We start from the raw sequence: 18,223 nt of genomic DNA, 5'->3' as shown, positions 1-18,223 counted from the left end.
CCGCTCATGAGTCACCAGTTAACCTTTGCTGACAGCGAGTTTTCCAGTAAGCGCCGTCAGACCCGTAAAGAGATATTCTTATCCAGAATGGATAACCTGCTGCCGTGGTCTCAACTGCTGGAAGTGATTGAACCCTTTTATCCTAAAGCAGGCAATGGCAGACGTCCGTATGCGCTCGAGACCATGTTTCGCATTCACTGTATGCAGCAATGGTATAGCCTTGGTGATGAGGCAATGGAAGATGCGTTATATGAAATTGCTTCGATGCGCCAGTTTGCGCAACTGTCATTGGATAAAGCCATTCCAGACCGCACTACCATTATGAACTTCCGGCACTTGCTGGAAAAGCACAAGCTGACTCGCAAATTGTTCAAAACGGTCAACCAATGGCTTTCGGACTGCGGTGTGATGATGACGCAGGGCACATTGGTGGATGCGACGATTATTGAAGCGCCCAGCTCCACTAAAAACAAAAAGAATGAACGTGACCCGGAGATGCATCAGACCAAGAAAGGTAATGAATGGCATTTCGGCATGAAAGCCCATATTGGTGTGGATGCCAAGAGCGGTCTCACCCATACATTGGTAACCACCACCGCCAATGAGCATGACCTGAATCAGTTGAAAAACCTGTTGCATGGCGAAGAAGAATTCGCTTCCGGCGATGCCGGTTATCAGGGAGCAGAGAAACGGGAAGAGTTGCAAGATACAAATGTGGAATGGCTGATTGCCGAACGCCCCGGAAAAGTCCGGGCACTGAAAAAGCATCCTCGCAAAAACAAAACGGCCATTAACATCGAATACTTAAAAGCCAGCATCCGGGCGAAAGTGGAGCATCCGTTTCGGATCATCAAATGTCAGTTTGGCTTTATCAAAGCACGGTACAAAGGACTGATGAAAAATGACTCACAGTTAGCCATGCTATGCACCTTGGCAAACCTGTTTAAAGTAGACCAGATGTTGCGACGACAGCCAAGATCTGTCTGAAATCCGGGAATAACCCGGAATAAGGCCGAAATCAGGCCTAAAAAGGTAGTATATTGGCCGAAATTGAGAATTTACCGTTCAAAAATTAAACGGCGAATGCAAAGGCTGGTTCAAAAACTAAATTGCAGGACTTATTCGCAGTTTCCTTAGAGAAAAGACAGAGGAGTATGCAGTTATTTACTAAAAACTCTAATTTAGCGAAAGCAGCTAAAATTTGTCCACGCTCAAGCTTCTTAATGATCGCGAATGAGAGCTCTTTAGTGTAAGAAGTTTTATTCCACCTAGAGTCAATAAGGCGAAAAGTATCTTCCTTTTCAATTATGAAGATATTATAACCTTCCAGCTGTATGCTTGAAGCTAAAAGTTTCTGAGTCAAATCTTGGATTAAATTCTGCACATACTCTCCATGTTTACTGGCAGTTCTAACGCCCCACTAAGGGGCAGTAATACGTAGGCTAAAATTAGGAGCGAAGCGACAGAGCCTACGTGTTACTGTCCCAGCGAGCGAAGCGAGAGCCTTTAGTGGCTTGTTAGGTGCCGCTACCTTTAACGTCATCGATATTCTCTTTTAGAGCCTTTAAGCGCCCAATATTTCTCTTTGAAAAAGTTTTTATGGTGTCTATGGGGATTAGCTCGTAAGTCTTTAGAACCATACCATTTTCTAAATCGACTTTTACTGTTAACCAGTTCTCTTCATACTTCCTAATTAATATGAAATTTGGCTTTTCATCGCTGATGAAAAAGCTAGTTTGTTTGTTGGCGCTGTAACCACCAGCTAAATAGGAAAAAATAGATACTAAGTAGACAAATACTAATACCAAAAATGGTGCGGCACCGGTCTTTTCAGTAATTTTATCTATGGCAGAATCAAATTCGAAATCTTTGGCTTTTGCCGCAGCTACCTTATTTCCAAGTCCATTGAGATGCCTATATTTCCACATAGGCCAAAGAACCTCTCTCCATATTATAGGTAACGCTAAAATCAGAAGAAGAATTTGTATTTCTTTTTGCGACCGATTGAAAACTAGTCCGAACCCGTAAACTAAAAAATAGGCAAAAAGCAGTTTATAGAGAGTGAATTTAAGAGCCTCGGTTACACCTGACATTATTCGACGAATAAAGTCTATGATGATGATGAATGCGCCCAGCCCGGTAACAACCGAGAGCGAGTTGAGCAAAATTGAATTTAGGGCTACTTCTACGAAGTTACTTGGAAGTTCATAGTAACTAAAATATCCAAGCTCATATACAAATGCTACCCAATAGCCTAATGCTGGGATTGCTGCGAGCATGGTTGATTCCGTGAAAATTCTTAATTCCTTTTTCATATCAAATTCGAACCTTCCTTGAAGTGCACCTAACGCCCAAATTTGGCGGCACAAACGTGTGGGCTATACTGGGAAGCAGAGCCCGCGTGTTTGTGTCCCCAACATTTGATTGTTATCTTCTGCTGCGATTGCCGACAAGTAGACCTGCTATACTCAGATCTTCATCCAATTGCGGCCAATGTATGCCTTCGCCATCTCCTAATAGTTCCCAATTCTGCAATTGAGATGTGCTTGCTTGAGAAAGACTAGGAAACCAGGATAAGGGTACAGAAATAGTTCTACCGTCGATTAATTCGACAATTAACGAACTTTCATCGAAAGACACCGACAGAGCTTGTGGGTGATGTTCAACTGCTAAAGTAGCCATTCCAAGCCTCCAAAAAAGCATCTCTATTTTCGACAACAAGCTTTTCCAAAGTTCTGAGTTCTTTGGGAGTAAAGCGAGTTGAACTTGCTAACGCGACAGGACGAAGCCAGAACTTAGCTAGCATTCTTTCGCGTTGAATATGAATGTGGGCAGGTTCACCATTTTCGTTACTATAGAAGAAAAAGCGATATGGCCCAATTTTTAATACCGTTGGCATGATAAAAGGTTATATGAAAAGTGCGGGAATGCCAACGAGAAGATAACGCCCCAAGCAGGGGCAATAACATGCAGGCTAAACTGGGAGCGAAGCGAGTGAGCCTGCGTGTTATTGTCCACTGCCTTGGTTTGTTAACCCAACCACTGAACCCACGCAGCTATGCTGCCACCGCCAAGGTGCCTATTAAAACCTGCAAAGTTAAAAATAGTATTTTCACCTTAAACAACGGTAAAGAAAACAACAACCTATTTTTGAATTTGCAGTTTTGAGAAGACGAAAAAGCTACGTTGCCAACGTACTAAAACAACCGACAAACGAATGCTGATAAAAGAACGAGTTTCGCCAACGTTGATTGTACGCGCCGCGCAAACCACGGGAAGAAATAACGTTTTGTGGTTGATAGCAAAATGCCCGGTTTAGCACCCAATGGCGTTAAGGTTCGAAAACACCCTTGAAGAATAAACCGCCATCATTGAAATTCACGAAAGAACTAACAAAAAAGACACTTTAAGAAATGGGGGTTAACGCCCCAAGAAGGGACAATAACACGTGGGCTATAATACGGAACGAAGTGACGGGAGCCTACGTGTTAGTGTCCCGCTGACTTGGTTGTTATGTGTACTACAACGGTAGCTTACCAGTACCCTGAGTCCAAGATAAAATCTGAATTGGCACAAGAATTATCTGTATTCTGAAATACAAAAAGAAAACATAGAAACAAAATGAAACTAACTTATTGCGTTGGGGATAAACATATATTTCTTTTAAATATTCGTAAGGTTTCCTACTACCATGGATTACTTGTAGTCCAGTCAATAGGTAAGAGATACATGCAACAACTGTAGCACCACGATTACCATTAAAAGCTAAATATAGAAAAGCCGCTGTGGCTAGTGAATAAGCTACTCCTTTGAACCAGATTTCAACAATGCCACTGTCAAAAACATTTTTAAAAAAGAGTTTTTTGTTTGCGTCCATCTTCTGCTTGGTTCCCTACACATAACACCCACATAAGGGGCAGTAACGCGTGGGCTAAAATCCGAGCGAAGCGACAGAGCCCACGTGTTACTGTCCCAGCGAGCCTGCGAGCGGCTTAATGTGATTGTTATGTTCGACCGTAAAACTTCCTGAGTACTACTTCAGTTTTGTTTAATTCTGAAGTGACCGACTTGACGTGGTCAACCAAAATTGACCAACCCAGTTAAGCTACTTTTTTCAATTTCTTCATGTCCGCCTCATATTGATTTGGACTCCTGTAATCCAGATACGAATGCAACCGCTCAGGATTATAAAATGTCGTGATGTAACGCAGTATATCTTGCTGTGCTTCATAACGAGTTTGGTATTGTTTCCAGTGTACTAGCTCTTGCTTCAAGCTACCGAAGAAGCTCTCAACCACACTATTATCCCAACAATCACCTTTACGACTCATACTGCCAACAAATTGGTGTCCTTTAAGCAAGCGTCGATAGTCTGCACTAGCGTATTGGCTACCGCGATCTGAATGGGCAACCAATCCCGCTTTTGGATTACGCTGCCATATCGCCATCGTTAACGCGTCACACACCAATTTGGTTTTCATTCTTGACCCCATGCTCCAGCCAACGACTTTTCTCGAGTACAGGTCAATAACAACGGCCAAATATAACCAGCCTTCTTGTGTCCAGATATAGGTAATATCCTGCACATAAGCTAGATTGGGTGAATCAACATCAAACTGTCTGTCCAGCACATTTTCAAATACAGGCAATGTGTGATTACTGTTTGTGGTGACCTTGTATTTCTTCTTGTAACGGACCTGCACACCTGCTTCTTTCATCAGTCGGCGTGTAAGACGTCTACCGATAGGGTAGCCCAAACAATTCAGTGCTTTTTGCATTCGTCGACTGCCATAGCTATGCTCACTGGCTTTGGCAATCTTGCGCATCCATTCCACTATTTCTTTTCGTTTATCATCATCCGTTGTAGGTTGATGCTGGGTATTCATATATCGATAAAACCCATTGCGCTTAACGCCTAATAACCGGCACAACCGGTCAACAGGATAGGTATTCTTTCGCTCGGCGATAAACGCGTATTTCACTTCATTTCTTTGGCGAAGAATACCGATGCTTCCTTTAGGATGCGTTTATCCATTTCAAGCTGTTTTACCTGAGCTTTAAGCTTTCTGATTTCTGCCTGCTCTGGCGTCAGTTTGCCGTTCCCTCTGAACGCATGGCCGTCATCATCTTGTTGAAACTCTTTGACCCAGCGACCAATAATTTGCTGACTCACATCCAACATTCTGGCGACTTCAGAGCGCGTGTGACCTTGATCTAGCACCAGGCTCACTGCATCCAGTTTAAATTCTTTCGTATACCGTTTTCTTCCGGCCATTTACTTTCTCCAGCTAAAGTTCAATTATATCCTTAACTGGACTGGTCAACTCAATTAAACCACCTCAACTTGAACCCGCCTTCAAGAAAGAAGGAGAGGTTTTGAGTGATAAAGTCTATATCAAGAGCAAGGATCTTCTGGTAACCAGATGTTCTATGTGCATCTCGTTCTCGCAACTTTTCCAAGCCATCCAAATAACAAATGGCTTGCTCTATTGTAAATGGCTCATTCAACTTTGTTGCACCAAATGTTGTTAGAAGACCAAAGCCCCAATGTATGCCCTCAAATCCAATAAAAATATCTGGATTCTTAAACTTAACTTTAAACGCGTTGATATAAGTGCCGCCACAAACAATACACTCTTTAAGAGCATACTCTTGGGCTACAGCGTCAAAAGACGACCGACAACGACTTTTAAACAAATCAACTTGAGCTTGGTTATTCATACTAGAACATAACTTTTAAATAAGGGGCGCAGACATGTGGGGCATAATGGCGAAGCCGCCCCGCGTGTATGCGTCCCAGCCCGCGCAGCGGGCGTACTTAATTTTTTTGTTATGTGCCAAGCCTCAATCTCCTTCTGAATTTACATTAGGTGAATTTGGATTATTTGCCATATAACCTTTCTCTGAAACACCGGGCTTAATTCCTTTAAGTATTCCATACGCCACTATTGGGCCAAAAATTGGAGCGAACAAAGCGAATACTTTATAGCGTTCTAATTCATTTATTTTCTTTGATGCGTACCTATTATTTTTAATTTTCTGAAGTTTCGAAACCATCTTGGATATCTGTGATGCAACAATAACTGCAAAAACAAAATGAACTAGAAGTACAGCTAATAAAACGATTATAGTTTTGGTTTCACTCATGGCACATAACACTAAGCTTTGGGGCGCTAGCACGTGGGCTAAAATCCGAGATAATTGGACTCCCCCAACTCATTGAGCTGGGTTAATATTTTAGTTCTCACACAAAAAATATTATGGAGTCCAACATGCACAATATAATCACAGGTGTTGATTTAGCGAAAGAAGAAATTCAGGTTTGCGTTTGCAAACGCAACAAGGTGCAATCTAATCTGGCAATGACACCGACAGAATTTGGTTCTTGGCTAGCGTCGTCAAAACCAATGATAATTGTTTTTGAAGCATGTAGTACCTCAAACTATTGGAAGCAAAAAGCATTGGAATACGGGCATGATGCTCGATTAATTTCAGCAAAACTTGTTGCCAGTGTGAGACAAAACCAAAAAACAGATAAAAACGATGCTTTAGCGGTTGCGCAGGCCGCGCAACTCACAGATGTGTCGTTTATTAACGGTAAGTCAAAGGAACAGCAAGAGCTTCAAACCTTAGTTCGTCTGCGAGAGCTGGCCATCAAACATAAAGTCGCAATGCAACAACAAATAAAATCCTTATTGTTAGAGTTTAATATCCGTGTGTCATCCAGTCAGGGTGGGTTAAATGGTGTTGTTGAAAATGTTCTGGAAGATGCTGAAAACGGTTTTTCAATGATTTTTAGGCAAGCCCTGAATACAAGCTGGAAACAACTCCAACGGAGTATCGAATCAATAAAGCAGTACGATTTATATATAGAAAAAGCAGCAAACGAACACGAAACATGTAAATCACTACAGGCCTTAGAGGGTGTTGGCCCGTTAAACGCTGTGAACCTTTACATGGCACTGGGTTGTGGAGAGATGGGGCAATTTAAAAAAGGTCGCGATGCATCTGCTTGTATTGGTTTAACACCCATTCAGCATTCATCAGGCGGTAAAGTGAAATTAGGCTCGGTGGGCAAGTACGTTAAAAAGTAAGCGATCAATTTAGACCGTCTTTTCCCGGCGGAGCTACCCCGTAAAATGGTCCCCGTAGATTTTACTCACGGAGACTTAATCGATGGCAACAAAAAGACGTACACGCGAGCAATGGCAGGTATTGGTTGATAAGCAAGCAGCAAGCGAACTGTCGGTCAGTGAATTTTGTGCACAGCATGCGTTAACAGTATCAAACTTCTATCTGTGGCGTAAAAAACTGAGCGATGATAGCCAATCGCTTGCGCAGCAAGATAACTGGCTTGCCTTTGATATGCCAGCAAGTGCGAACCAGAGCGCAGGCTCTGCCTGGGAGATTGAACTGGCATTACCCGGTGGTGTGGTGCTGCGGATGAACCGGGCTGCCTGATGTTACCCTTATCCAATGGGCGTATTTGGCTGTATACCGGAAATACGGATATGCGCAAACAGTTTGATGGGCTGGCGGCACTGGTACAGGGCAAACTGGGGATGCAAGCGCATTGTGGTGACTGGTTTGTGTTTATCAATAAGCGCCGCACCCAGCTCAAGGTGTTGTATTACTACCAGGGCGGTTATTGTTTGTGGAGTAAACGGTTAGAAAAAGGCACCTTCGCCAAAGTGACTGACGGCAAAGCAAAAACCTCTCTCAACAGTGCCCAGTTACAGTGTTTGATTGATGGGATTTACTGGCAAAAAGGCAAACAAAACAGACGATTTAATTAACTGATTTTGTTATAATTTACGCCATGAAAACGTCCTCAGACAATCCCTCAAAAGATGCACAAATTGCGGCTTTATCCGATGAAGTTGCACAATTAAAGCATCAACTCGACTGGCTTAAACGCCAGTTGTTCGGGCGTAAGTCTGAAAAGGTGTTAGTGGATAATCCGGCGCAGAGCAGTTTGTTTGATGAGGGTGAGACACACGCCTTACCGGCAGACACCAAACCGGTGAAGGCCCATACCCGTTCCTCACAAAAGCAACGTCGCGACTCGGATGTGAATGATGAAGGCCTGCGTTTTGATGAGACGGTGCCTCAGCTGATTATTGATGTGCCTGCGCCTGAGTTACAGGGGGCGGATGCCGACCAGTATGATGTCGTGGATATCAAAGAAACCCGTCGCTTAGCACAACAGCCCGGCAGTTATGTGGTACTGGTGTATCGTCGTCAGGTCGTGCGTCATAAAACCACGCAAACCCTTAAGGATACCCCAGCCCCCATCAATGTACTGGAAGGCTGTTACTGCGATGTCTCACTACTCGCTGGGCTGATGGTGGATAAAGCGGTATATCACTTACCGCTTCACCGCCAACATCAACGCATGCTTGATAGCGGTATCACCCTTAGCCGGGCTACCTTAATCAACTGGATACAACAAGGCATTGAGCTGCTTCGGCCCATTGCCAAAGCCCAGTGGCAACACATCCTGCAAAGTAACATACTGGCCATGGATGAAGTGCCCATTAAAGCCGGGCGCACCAAAGGCGCGGGTCGAAAACCCGGACACATGAAACAAACTTACTTTTGGCCGATGTACGGTGACAGTGATGAAGTGGCCTTTACCTGGAGTCACAGCCGAGGCATGTTGCATGCCAAAGCACAGTTACAGGACTTTACCGGTACCTTGCTGACCGACGGCTATGCTGCTTATACCAAAACTGTTGAGCAGATAAACCAACAAGAACAACAGATTGTGCACGCTGCCTGCTGGGTACACATGCGCAGAGGCTTTGAAAAAGCCCTCGACAGTGAGCCGCAAGCCGCACAGCAGGCACTGGATATTATCGCTGCGCTCTACCGGCATGAAAAACACATCCGGGATAAACAATCAGACCTGGCCGATATCCATTCTTACCGGCAACAACACAGCGAACCACTCGTGACTGACTTCTTCCGGTGGGTCTACCAACAACGACAGCGCACTGATTTACTACCCAAATCCCCCTTCGCCAAGGCGCTTCACTATGCGCATGAGCGAGAAAGCCAACTCAAGGTGTTCCTGAGTAACCCCGCGTTACCCATGGACACCAATCATCTCGAACGGGCACTGCGGGTTATTCCCATGGGCAGAAAAAACTATTTGTTCTGTTGGTCTGAACTCGGAGCTGAACAACTGGGCATATTACAAAGCCTGATGGTGACCTGCCGCCTGCAAGGCGTGAATCCCTACCACTACCTCGTGGATGTATTGCAGCGTGTAGCACTGCATCCGGCCAAAGACGTACTCGACCTGACGCCAAGAGTCTGGAAAGAGAGATTCACGGACAAAAAATTAACGAGCGACTTAGATAAAATGGGGTGATCCGGGTCTATATTGATCGCTTACGTTAAAAACAATATGCTCCGAAGTTGTTTAGTTAGCGGTGCGATGTCGGCAGTTAATCAGGCAATGAGACGACCAGCAAAAACCAAAAAAGAGAGGTGGATCCAGCAGATGGTTGAACGTAGGGGTAAGCGCTGTACAGCGGTCGCATTGGCGAATAAAACAGTTAGAACGGCATTCGCGATGTTAGCGAATGGAACAGAGTACAAAGCAGAACTATTGGCCGCTTAATCGAGGTTGTTGCCAACAACACAAATGCTCAATAAAAGATGAAAATCAGCTTGTTTAGTCAGTGCTTCGCTCAGAGCTTCGAGCTCGCTATCGAGATTTGACAACAAGTCCGCGTAAATATCATAGAGCCTGGAGTAGCTTCCCAATTAGAGCTCGTACATAAGCACGCATTAATTCTTCAATTGACCGCTAATGTTGTTGACAAAGGGGGAGTCCACATAAGCGAAGCGAGGACAGCCCACGTGTTTTTGTCCCAGCAAGCTCCGCTTGCGTCTACAGCGGTTTGTTATGGGCACTTTTCTCCATGTCTATCATATGGATACCACTGAAGCTCTTTGCAGGTATGTCCATAACACTTAACAATAAAGTTGATACATCGTCCACCGCCCCTATACATGTAAGAATAGTCGGCGATGTCTCTATTTTTTGGAATGGCAATGTCCAGATTCTCATTTGGAAGGTTATTGCGTTCCAAATATGCAAGCACAGTCTCGGTGGCTTGCTCTTGCATTTCCGGAGTTAACTCTTGAGGTTCGTTCGAGCATCCAAAAATTAGAAATAGCAACAAGAGTAAAATACTGTTCCGGATCATCCATTGTGCCTATAACGCCCTAATTTGGTGGCACAAACGCGTGGGGTATCCTGCGAAGCAGCCCTCGTGTTTGTGTCCCCAACATTTGATTGTTAGGCATTACAGAATAGCTTGACCAAAACATTAACCACTAACGCTATACCTGCTATCCATAAACCCCAAACTGCATTTCTATTTGTCCGATAAAATTTAGTATATTCGTCTTCTCTTCTTTGTAATTCGTCGGCGGCTTTAAATAACATATTGTGTCTAAACGGAAAGAAAAAACACGCATCTCGCTTCTCTAGGACTGTTGAAGAATAATAGTTTTCATGAGGAATTATACCTTCATCCCACACGCCCTTGTGGCATAAGGTTATAGAAAATTTGTCACAGTTCGGTTTTTCTTTTGTATTTTTCAGAGCAGTCCTGTCTGACTCATTTAAAGAGATAGATACACTGTCGTCATTCTTTAATGATGTCTTCTTGGCAAAGAAATGACAATTCACGCAGCTTTTATTCATCCATCGATCCTTAAACGGTGCCTAACTTTTAAATATGGGGCACAAACTGGCAGGCTATAATGGCGAAGCCGCCTGCCTGTTTGTGTCCCAGCCCGCCTGCGGGCGACATGATTTTTTTGTTATACGCCAAGTCAGAACAACCTTTCATAGCTTTTTTGTGCTAATAACATTTGGGTATGGTGTAAAACCCCAGAGCCAATAACCGCATAGCAAATAAGAAAGAATGACACCAAATGTAACGAAAAAAGTTATCCAGGAGCCGTCGGAAACAACAAACAATGTTATGAAAGTGACAATGCCAACTAAACCTGAGTAAGACATCCACTTTTCATGGGCTTTACTATCAAATTTCACTTTTTTCTTGCCACTACTAAGAAACGATTCTGTTAAGTTCGCTTTGCAGGAAGGGCACAAAAAACCTTTATTAAAGCCCAGCTTGTATCCATCTACAGCATCCGTGCAAGGAAACTTAATATGGCAGTTGCAGCAACAGTATTTCATCATGGCGTATAACTTTTAAATATGGGGCACAAACAGGCAGGCTATAATGGCGAAGCCGCCTGCCTGTTTGTGTCCCAGCCCGCCTGCGGGCGTCATAATTTTTTTGTTATACACCATTTGCATTTCGCTGAGCAACCCACCAACCACATAAGCTGATAGCAATAGATAGAGCCAATAAACCCAAATGCCAACTTGTTAAAAGTCCAGGAACTATGCCCACTAGTAAAAAGTATTGTGGTTTAAACATAGAAAATTTATTTAACAAAAGTGCTAGCGGGACACCGTAAATTAGCATCACTGGATAAACAACCAATAAACTTAAACTAGCCGCCATAAAAGCGCCCGCTAAACCGTCCAATATTAGCTCGCTACTAAAAGTAGCGACTATGAAATAAGGAAATACCAATAAGGGACTAAGGACTGCACCCTTGATTACATCAGCAGTAGTTACCATGGTGTATAACTTTCCAATAACGGGCGCAGACATGTGGGGCATAATGGCGCAGCCGCCCCACGTGTATGCGTCCCAGCGAACGCAGTGAGTGAGTTTATTGGGTTGTTATGTGCTTTCACCTTAGTTGAGCTCCACACTCTCCGCACTTTTTAGCAAACAGCTGCACCCCAGGATTTCCTAAAGCACGTGGTATCGAGTTGCATTTAGGGCATCGATACCATGTAAAAGTAGCAAACATAAAACCTAGCACCATGATGACGAAAGGAAAACCGGGATTTATGTATATGGACGAAAAAGAATTAATAACGACTACAACGGCAAAGGGTAGCACGAAAATAAGCAAACCCCATAAGAACTTTTTCTCTCTTGCTGCGAATTCAGTTTTAATTTTTAAATCTGGCATAGTCTAGCGGCACATAACGCCTAAATATGGGGCACAAACAGACAGGCTACAATGGCGAAGCCGCCTGGCTGTTTGTGTCCCAGCCCGCCTGCGGGCGACATAATTTTTTTGTTATGTTTCATTGCCAAAAAGTTCCTGTTTTACAATACTATAGATACAAGTAGCACCATAACGAGATTGCAGAAATAGTAAAACCAAGAATTCTGACAGCTATTCCTTGAGTTTTTATAGGTGTTTTCGGGGAGTCAGCTTTTACGTATGAATTAACTCCAGACTGACCAGCAGAAACAGTGACATTTATTTTTCCTTTAACCATCAAATAAACACCAATAATGATAAATATGGCTAGAGTAACTTCTCTTTCAGTCATTCAATTCCCTACCTGAAACATAACTTTTAAATAAGGGGCGCAGGCATGTGGGGCATAATGGCGAAGCCGCCCCGCATGTATGCGTCCCAGCGAACGTAGTGAGTGACTTAATTTTTTTGTTATATGCTTTTTGAGCAGCCATTTACAACCAATAATTGATTAAAGTATCTCACTAGTTGCCAGTGTTTTTTTGGGGCACTGTCTAAATGCCCCATACTTGAAATACTAACGTTATTAACTTCGACCGATAGTTTAAATACTACGCCGTCCATTTTACCTTCCGACAAATACGTTGGCTCCCAGCTAATGATACCTGCCTCTTTGAAAAACTCTAATGAGTGAGCAAGCGTATCTTTGAAATTACACTAGAACAAAGAACTGATTCACTTCCACCTTTGATAGCGATAAGTTTTAGCGAGCTTTCAGAATAAGTAAGTAGCGATTTATCCCGATAAGAACCAAGCTCATAGGTAACTTGATCTGCTCGTGTAAGGTACGACAAGCAAGCCAAGATAAAAAGAAGAAGCAATCTTTGCATAGGCATATAACGCCCCAAGCAGGGGCAATAACATGCAGGCTTAACTGGGAGCGAAGCGACTGAGCCTGCGTGTTATTGTCCACTGCCTTGGTTTGTTAACCCAACCACTGAACCCACGCAGCTATGCTGCCACCGCCAAGGTGCCTATTAAAACCTGCAAAGTTAAAAATAGTGTTTTCACCCTAAACAACAGTAAAGAAAACAACAACCTATTTTTGAATTTGCAGTTTTGAGAAGACGAAAAAGCTACGTTGCCAACGTACTAAAACAACCGACAAACGAATGCTGATAAAAGAACGAGTTTCGCCAACCTAGAATGTGCGCGCCGCGCAAACCACGGGAAGAAATAACGTTTGGTGGTTGATAGCAAAATGCCCGGTTTAGCACCCAATGGCGTTAGAGTTCGAAAACACCCTTGAAGAATAAACCGCCATCATTGAAATTCACGAAAGAACTAACAAAAAAGACACTTTAAGAAATGGGGGTTAACGCTAAGCTTTGGGCACAAACGCGTGGGCTATACTGCGAAGCAGCCCACGTGTTTGTGTCCACAACAGCGCCTTGTTAGCCCTAACACTGAACGTTCGCAGCTTTGCTGCCCTGCACCAAGATGTTTGCATATAATAATTGCCCTTCCCTGATATGCTTTTACCTTAAACAACCACCAGAAAAACAACAACTGATTTTTACATTAGCCATTTGCCGGTACTGAAAAATCTGCGCTGCCAATTAAGCTGAGAATTGCACGGTACGATTGCTGATAAAAGCAATCCTTGCTTACAGCGAAAGATTGCCCGCGCCGCGCAAACCACGGGAAGAAATTACCACAGTTGGTTGATAGCCATGGACACAAAAACAACCAATAGCGGTGGGACGCTAAAACAAGAAAAAAATACCGGCGTTAACACTGCCCCGAGCTTTTATTTTTGCAACAATTAACGAATGGGGGCTAACGCTAAGCTTTGGGCACAAACACGTGGGCTATACTGCGAAGCAGCCCACGTGTTTGTGTCCACAACAGCGCCTTGTTAGCCCTAACGCTGTACGTTCGCAGCTTTGCTGCCCTGCACCAAGATGTTTGCATTTAATAATTGCCCTTCCCTGATATGCATTTACCTTAAACAACCACCAGAAAAACAACAACTGATTTTTGCAGTAACCATTAGCCAGAACTGAAAAAGTTGCGTTGCCAATGAACCTGAAAATTGCGCGATACAAATGTTGATAAAAGCACTAGCCAATTACAAGGAGAGACCGCCCGCGCCGCGCAAACCACGGGAAAAAATGACCACGCTTAGTTGATAGCCCTGGACACAAAAACAACCAATGGCGGTGGGTCGCTAAAACAAGAAAAGATACCGACCTAAGCACTGCCTCGATTTTTTATTTTTGAACAGAATAACGATTGGGGCTAACGCTAAGCTTTGGGCACAAACGCGTGGGCTATACTGCGAAGCAGCCCACGTGTTTGTGTCCACAACAGCGCCTTGTTAGCCCTAACACTGAACGTTCGCAGCTTTGCTGCCCTGCACCAAGATGTTTGCATATAATAATTGCCCTTCCCTGATATGCTTTTACCTTAAACAACCACCAGAAAAACAACAACTGATTTTTACATTAGCCATTTGCCGGTACTGAAAAATCTGCGCTGCCAATTAAGCTGAGAATTGCACGGTACGATTGCTGATAAAAGCAATCCTTGCTTACAGCGAAAGATTGCCCGCGCCGCGCAAACCACGGGAAGAAATTACCACAGTTGGTTGATAGCCATGGACACAAAAACAACCAATAGCGGTGGGACGCTAAAACAAGAAAAAAATACCGGCGTTAACACTGCCCCGAGCTTTTATTTTTGCAACAATTAACGAATGGGGGCTAACTTTTAAATATGGGGCACAAACAGGCAGGCTATAATGGCGAAGCCGCCTGCCTGTTTGTGTCCCAGCCCGCCTGCGGGCGTCATAATTTTTTTGTTATACACCATTTGCATTTCGCTGAGCAACCCACCAACCACATAAGCTGATAGCAATAGATAGAGCCAATAAACCCAAATGCCAACTTGTTAAAAGTCCAGGAACTATGCCCACTAGTAAAAAGTATTGTGGTTTAAACATAGAAAATTTATTTAACAAAAGTGCTAGCGGGACACCGTAAATTAGCATCACTGGATAAACAACCAATAAACTTAAACTAGCCGCCATAAAAGCGCCCGCTAAACCGTCCAATATTAGCTCGCTACTAAAAGTAGCGACTATGAAATAAGGAAATACCAATAAGGGACTAAGGACTGCACCCTTGATTACATCAGCAGTAGTTACCATGGTGTATAACGCCCTAATTTGGCGGCACAAACGCGTGGGCTATACTGCGAAGCAGAGCCCGCGTGTTTGTGTCCCCAACATTTGTTTGTTATGCGTGCGATACACCTGCCCTACGCGGCTTTGCCGCCACCGCCCGCCACAACAAACTGTTGATTTAAATACTAACAATTACCTTAAAACAACCCTGTTCAAAATGCCAGATGAGAAAGTGCCTGCTTGAGAAGTGAATAGGCTGGCAAAACTGATTGTGCCGAATACTGGTGTTACCAGGCTAAAACCAACAAGGGTTGATAAAGCAATTTAGAATACTGAAAGCGGAAGACAACGATACAACCTATTGAAACTGCCTTGCCCTAACCTGCTACCACCACACCAAACACATGAGAAATAAATAACGGCGCATAACGCCCTAATTTGGCGGCACAAACGCGTGGGCTATACTGCGAAGCAGAGCCCGCGTGTTTGTGTCCCCAACATTTGTTTGTTATGCGTGCGAGACTCCTGCCCTACGCGACTTTGCCGCCACCGCCCGCTACAACAAACTGTTGATTTAAATAATAACAATTACCTTAAAACAACCCTGAGCGAAAAGCCAGATGATAAAATGATTGCCTGAGAAGTGAGCGGGCTAGCAAAACTGACCGTGCCGAATGCTGGTGTTACCAGGTTAAAACGAACAAGTGTTGATAAAGCAGTTTTGAAAACTGAAAGCGGTAGGCACTGATACAACCTATTGAAACTACCTTACCCTAACCCACTACCGCCGCACTCAATATTTGAGAAATAAACAACGGCGCATAACGCCCTAATTTGGCGGCACAAACGCGTGGGCTATACTGCGAAGCAGAGCCCGCGTGTTTGTGTCCCCAACATTTGTTTGTTATGCGTGCGAGACACTTGCCCCTCGCGGCTTTGCCGCCACCGCCTGCTAAAACAAACTGTTGATTTAAATAATAACAATTACCTTAAAACAACCCTGGACGAAAAGCCAGATGATAAAGCGGCTGCTAAAGAAGTGAGCTAGCTAGCAAAAACTGACCGTGCCGAATGCTGGTGTTACCGGATTAAAACAAACAAGCGTTGATAAAGCCGTTTTGAAAACTGAAAACGGTAGGCACCGATACAACCTATTGAAACTACCTTGCCCTAACCCGCTACCGCCGCACTAAACACATGAATAATGACAACGGCGCATAACGCCCCAAGCAGGGGCAATAACACGTAGGCTATAATACGGAACGAAGTGACGGGAGCCTACGTGTTAGTGTCCCGCTGCCTTGGTTTGTTATGTGCGTATTTTAAAAGACCTATTTTAAGCGAACCTTTCTTTAAACTTTTGGCCTATCAATTTACGCCATCGTTTTTCATATTCAGGATTCATTCCTTCTGCCTCAAGAACCTTGCATGCAAATTCATCTGCATTCCAATCTATTTTTTCAACAATAGCTTCTTGTGCCGAGGGTGGTAAACAGAACCCCCAATCTACACATAGGTCGTAAAGCAATTGCTCCATCTTGTTATTCATACGGATAGATTAGCACTCCGAGCTATTCACAAAATACAGTTTAAGTTTTTGCCTACTTAAAGCACATAACGGTCAGGGCAAGATCACGAACATTTATTGACCAACTGAGTTAACAAGAGATATTACAACTGGACGAAATTTAGTGACTGTGATCTTATACTCTCTTTTGCGGAGAGAGTCATGGGTACAGGTGCATTTGAACAGCTTTTTAGTGAGTTAGAAGATCCTCGTCAATCAGCTAAGGTGGCACATTTATTCACTGATATTTTATTCCTTGTCGTGTGTGCTTCCATCGCTGGTGCCAAAGGCTGGGAAGACATTGAAGATTTTGGTGATTTACACTTTGACTGGTTTCGCGAGAAAGGGCTTTTCAAAAATGGACTGCCCGTTCATGACACGATTGCTCGTGTGATATCAAGAGTCGATAGCGAACAATTCCAGCGTTGCTTTATCGGTTGGATGCAGTCAGTCGCCGAGTTATCCGACAGGCAGTTAATTGCGATTGATGGTAAGCGGCTTTGCGGTTCTTACAATCGTGAAGACAGGCAATCAGCCATCCATATGGTGAATGCGTTTGCAGCCGAAAATAATGTGGTATTGGGGCAAATTAAGACCCAGAGTAAGTCGAATGAAATCACAGCCATTCCAGCCTTACTGAACCTGCTGGATATCAAAGGTTGCTTGATATCAATAGATGCGATGGGCTGCCAAACTGCTATTGCGGAGAAGATTGTAGAGAGTGGTGGTGATTATCTTCTTGCTCTAAAAGGTAATCAAAAGGAACTTCATGATGCCGTGCGCAATGAGCTTGCGGGTGCTGTAAACCAAGAAGTCATTTGTCTGGAGAAACATCATGGACGAGGCGAAGCAAGAGCGTACCATGTTATGGATGCGGCATCGTTAGTGAATAGGTTTCCTGAATGGAAAGGGCTGAAAACGATAGGCGTTACGTTAAGCTATCGGCAGCCAAAAAAAGGTAAAGCATCTTTGGAATACCGGTACTACATCAGTTCAGCAGCTTTAACTAAAGCACGCTTTGCCAACGCAGTGCGTAGTCATTGGGCAGTAGAAAACAGTCTTCATTGGGTCCTTGATGTCTCAATGAAAGAAGATGAATGCCAGATATATCGTGGCAATGCCGCCGAAATACTGTCAGGAGCGAGGAAGCTTGCCTTGAACATGCTTCGTGCGGAGACAACCAGAAAAACGAGTGTGCCACGGAAACAGAAGCGTGCGCATGGCAGCACTGATTACTTGGAAAAGGTGTTAGCGGCGGGTTTGGTAGCGTTGAACGAAATTTGAGCACTCATGCTCTCGCCCTGACATAACGGTTCATGATAACCGGCGGCGACGCGGCGTTTCGGCCACCACCGCAATTTAGATTTTGC

The 18,223-nt window shown here is 44.0% G+C and carries 19 protein-coding genes and 2 pseudogenes; 8 read left to right on the top strand and 13 right to left on the bottom strand.

The features are described from left to right. The first annotated feature begins 6 nt into the window (after window positions 1–6). Window positions 7–987: an IS5 family transposase gene (locus AC566Q_RS10220; RefSeq protein WP_499616379.1), complete on the top strand. Its 981-nt coding sequence runs from the start codon at window positions 7–9 to the stop codon at window positions 985–987. An 85-nt stretch (window positions 988–1,072) separates the two neighbouring features. On the opposite strand, the gene AC566Q_RS10215 is transcribed toward AC566Q_RS10220, so the two are convergent. The 4 genes from AC566Q_RS10215 to AC566Q_RS10200 form a co-directional block, all read right to left on the bottom strand. Continuing rightward, entirely contained in the window at window positions 1,073–1,384 is a 312-nt protein-coding gene (locus tag AC566Q_RS10215) for a hypothetical protein (protein WP_499616376.1), read from the bottom strand. Between the two features lie 133 nt (window positions 1,385–1,517). Next, window positions 1,518–2,315: a hypothetical protein gene (locus tag AC566Q_RS10210; RefSeq protein ID WP_499616373.1), complete on the bottom strand. Its 798-nt coding sequence runs from the start codon at window positions 2,313–2,315 to the stop codon at window positions 1,518–1,520. A 112-nt stretch (window positions 2,316–2,427) separates the two neighbouring features. Then, window positions 2,428–2,682 carry a DUF2442 domain-containing protein gene (locus AC566Q_RS10205; protein ID WP_105934834.1) on the bottom strand — a complete coding sequence of 85 codons (255 nt, stop codon included), beginning with the start codon at window positions 2,680–2,682 and terminating at the stop codon, window positions 2,428–2,430. Continuing rightward, on the bottom strand, window positions 2,663–2,899 hold the full coding sequence (locus tag AC566Q_RS10200; protein ID WP_071951665.1) for a DUF4160 domain-containing protein: 237 nt from the start codon (window positions 2,897–2,899) through the stop codon (window positions 2,663–2,665). The genes AC566Q_RS10205 and AC566Q_RS10200 overlap by 20 nt, the downstream gene beginning before the upstream one ends. A gap of 68 nt (window positions 2,900–2,967) precedes the next feature. Between AC566Q_RS10200 and AC566Q_RS10195 the strand changes: the two genes are divergently transcribed. Beyond that, on the top strand, window positions 2,968–3,168 hold the full coding sequence (locus AC566Q_RS10195; protein ID WP_499616369.1) for a hypothetical protein: 201 nt from the start codon (window positions 2,968–2,970) through the stop codon (window positions 3,166–3,168). A 352-nt stretch (window positions 3,169–3,520) separates the two neighbouring features. Here AC566Q_RS10195 and AC566Q_RS10190 read toward each other — a convergent pair whose 3' ends face one another. The 4 genes from AC566Q_RS10190 to AC566Q_RS10175 all read right to left on the bottom strand — a co-directional run bounded on the left by AC566Q_RS10190 (window position 3,521) and on the right by AC566Q_RS10175 (window position 6,147). Beyond that, a complete protein-coding gene (locus AC566Q_RS10190; RefSeq protein WP_499616366.1) occupies window positions 3,521–3,877 on the bottom strand; it encodes a hypothetical protein in 357 nt (118 codons plus the stop codon). A gap of 223 nt (window positions 3,878–4,100) precedes the next feature. After that, window positions 4,101–5,275, bottom strand: a protein-coding gene (locus tag AC566Q_RS10185; RefSeq protein WP_240491637.1) for an IS3 family transposase whose coding sequence is annotated in 2 segments (ribosomal slippage) — window positions 4,101–5,008 and window positions 5,008–5,275 — 1,176 coding nt in all. Because the reading frame shifts where the segments join, the coding sequence is not laid out codon by codon here. A 50-nt stretch (window positions 5,276–5,325) separates the two neighbouring features. Continuing rightward, the gene (locus AC566Q_RS10180) at window positions 5,326–5,721 is read right to left on the bottom strand and encodes a hypothetical protein (RefSeq protein WP_499616363.1); all 396 of its coding nucleotides are present in this window, start codon (window positions 5,719–5,721) and stop codon (window positions 5,326–5,328) included. Window positions 5,722–5,844: 123 nt separating this feature from the next. After that, window positions 5,845–6,147, bottom strand: coding sequence for a hypothetical protein (locus tag AC566Q_RS10175; RefSeq protein ID WP_034325342.1), 303 nt, complete (start codon window positions 6,145–6,147; stop codon window positions 5,845–5,847). A gap of 125 nt (window positions 6,148–6,272) precedes the next feature. On the opposite strand from AC566Q_RS10175, the pseudogene AC566Q_RS10170 reads away from it, so the two are divergent. The 5 genes and pseudogenes from AC566Q_RS10170 to AC566Q_RS10150 form a co-directional block, all read left to right on the top strand. Next, window positions 6,273–7,088, top strand: a pseudogene (locus tag AC566Q_RS10170) (IS110 family RNA-guided transposase); the annotation flags it as partial. Between the two features lie 88 nt (window positions 7,089–7,176). Then, on the top strand, window positions 7,177–7,461 hold the full coding sequence (gene tnpA / locus AC566Q_RS10165) for an IS66 family insertion sequence element accessory protein TnpA (RefSeq protein WP_126874056.1): 285 nt from the start codon (window positions 7,177–7,179) through the stop codon (window positions 7,459–7,461). Continuing rightward, complete coding sequence (gene tnpB, locus AC566Q_RS10160; RefSeq protein ID WP_499611571.1) at window positions 7,461–7,796, top strand: IS66 family insertion sequence element accessory protein TnpB; 336 nt, start codon at window positions 7,461–7,463, stop codon at window positions 7,794–7,796. The genes tnpA and tnpB overlap by 1 nt, the downstream gene beginning before the upstream one ends. A 23-nt stretch (window positions 7,797–7,819) precedes the next feature. Further along, the gene (tnpC, locus tag AC566Q_RS10155) at window positions 7,820–9,376 is read left to right on the top strand and encodes an IS66 family transposase (protein WP_499611566.1); all 1,557 of its coding nucleotides are present in this window, start codon (window positions 7,820–7,822) and stop codon (window positions 9,374–9,376) included. Between the two features lie 21 nt (window positions 9,377–9,397). Beyond that, a pseudogene (locus AC566Q_RS10150) lies at window positions 9,398–9,628 on the top strand (IS110 family transposase); the annotation flags it as partial. Between the two features lie 684 nt (window positions 9,629–10,312). Here the strand turns inward: AC566Q_RS10150 and AC566Q_RS10145 are convergent. From AC566Q_RS10145 to AC566Q_RS10125, 5 genes are all read right to left on the bottom strand, one after another. Then, a complete protein-coding gene (locus tag AC566Q_RS10145; RefSeq protein WP_499614645.1) occupies window positions 10,313–10,723 on the bottom strand; it encodes a hypothetical protein in 411 nt (136 codons plus the stop codon). A gap of 607 nt (window positions 10,724–11,330) precedes the next feature. Next, on the bottom strand, window positions 11,331–11,678 hold the full coding sequence (locus tag AC566Q_RS10140) for a hypothetical protein (RefSeq protein ID WP_499614639.1): 348 nt from the start codon (window positions 11,676–11,678) through the stop codon (window positions 11,331–11,333). Window positions 11,679–12,229: 551 nt separating this feature from the next. Beyond that, a complete protein-coding gene (locus AC566Q_RS10135; protein ID WP_499616359.1) occupies window positions 12,230–12,451 on the bottom strand; it encodes a hypothetical protein in 222 nt (73 codons plus the stop codon). Between the two features lie 2,511 nt (window positions 12,452–14,962). Further along, the gene (locus tag AC566Q_RS10130; protein ID WP_499614639.1) at window positions 14,963–15,310 is read right to left on the bottom strand and encodes a hypothetical protein; all 348 of its coding nucleotides are present in this window, start codon (window positions 15,308–15,310) and stop codon (window positions 14,963–14,965) included. A 1,312-nt stretch (window positions 15,311–16,622) separates the two neighbouring features. Beyond that, window positions 16,623–16,835 carry a hypothetical protein gene (locus tag AC566Q_RS10125; RefSeq protein WP_499616356.1) on the bottom strand — a complete coding sequence of 71 codons (213 nt, stop codon included), beginning with the start codon at window positions 16,833–16,835 and terminating at the stop codon, window positions 16,623–16,625. 180 nt (window positions 16,836–17,015) lie between these two features. On the opposite strand from AC566Q_RS10125, the gene AC566Q_RS10120 reads away from it, so the two are divergent. Further along, window positions 17,016–18,137 carry an ISAs1 family transposase gene (locus AC566Q_RS10120; protein ID WP_499608588.1) on the top strand — a complete coding sequence of 374 codons (1,122 nt, stop codon included), beginning with the start codon at window positions 17,016–17,018 and terminating at the stop codon, window positions 18,135–18,137. Window positions 18,138–18,223: the final 86 nt, after the last annotated feature.

Source organism: Alteromonas sp. H02 (assembly GCF_059682525.1).
The sequence above is the reverse complement of the archived record's forward strand: the minus strand, read 5'-3'. Positions and strand labels throughout refer to the sequence as shown.

Excerpts from the sequence above, each read along its gene's own strand:
- AC566Q_RS10220 (WP_499616379.1), top strand. The coding sequence starts at position 7 with ATGAGTCACCAGTTAACCTTTGCTGACAGCGAGTTTTCCAGTAAGCGC.
- AC566Q_RS10210 (WP_499616373.1), bottom strand. The coding sequence starts at position 2,315 with ATGAAAAAGGAATTAAGAATTTTCACGGAATCAACCATGCTCGCAGCA.
- AC566Q_RS10205 (WP_105934834.1), bottom strand. The coding sequence starts at position 2,682 with ATGGCTACTTTAGCAGTTGAACATCACCCACAAGCTCTGTCGGTGTCT.
- AC566Q_RS10200 (WP_071951665.1), bottom strand. The coding sequence starts at position 2,899 with ATGCCAACGGTATTAAAAATTGGGCCATATCGCTTTTTCTTCTATAGT.
- AC566Q_RS10195 (WP_499616369.1), top strand. The coding sequence starts at position 2,968 with ATGCAGGCTAAACTGGGAGCGAAGCGAGTGAGCCTGCGTGTTATTGTC.
- AC566Q_RS10190 (WP_499616366.1), bottom strand. The coding sequence starts at position 3,877 with ATGGACGCAAACAAAAAACTCTTTTTTAAAAATGTTTTTGACAGTGGC.
- AC566Q_RS10180 (WP_499616363.1), bottom strand. The coding sequence starts at position 5,721 with ATGAATAACCAAGCTCAAGTTGATTTGTTTAAAAGTCGTTGTCGGTCG.
- AC566Q_RS10175 (WP_034325342.1), bottom strand. The coding sequence starts at position 6,147 with ATGAGTGAAACCAAAACTATAATCGTTTTATTAGCTGTACTTCTAGTT.
- tnpA (WP_126874056.1), top strand. The coding sequence starts at position 7,177 with ATGGCAACAAAAAGACGTACACGCGAGCAATGGCAGGTATTGGTTGAT.
- tnpB (WP_499611571.1), top strand. The coding sequence starts at position 7,461 with ATGTTACCCTTATCCAATGGGCGTATTTGGCTGTATACCGGAAATACG.
- tnpC (WP_499611566.1), top strand. The coding sequence starts at position 7,820 with ATGAAAACGTCCTCAGACAATCCCTCAAAAGATGCACAAATTGCGGCT.
- AC566Q_RS10145 (WP_499614645.1), bottom strand. The coding sequence starts at position 10,723 with ATGAATAAAAGCTGCGTGAATTGTCATTTCTTTGCCAAGAAGACATCA.
- AC566Q_RS10140 (WP_499614639.1), bottom strand. The coding sequence starts at position 11,678 with ATGGTAACTACTGCTGATGTAATCAAGGGTGCAGTCCTTAGTCCCTTA.
- AC566Q_RS10135 (WP_499616359.1), bottom strand. The coding sequence starts at position 12,451 with ATGACTGAAAGAGAAGTTACTCTAGCCATATTTATCATTATTGGTGTT.
- AC566Q_RS10130 (WP_499614639.1), bottom strand. The coding sequence starts at position 15,310 with ATGGTAACTACTGCTGATGTAATCAAGGGTGCAGTCCTTAGTCCCTTA.
- AC566Q_RS10125 (WP_499616356.1), bottom strand. The coding sequence starts at position 16,835 with ATGAATAACAAGATGGAGCAATTGCTTTACGACCTATGTGTAGATTGG.
- AC566Q_RS10120 (WP_499608588.1), top strand. The coding sequence starts at position 17,016 with ATGGGTACAGGTGCATTTGAACAGCTTTTTAGTGAGTTAGAAGATCCT.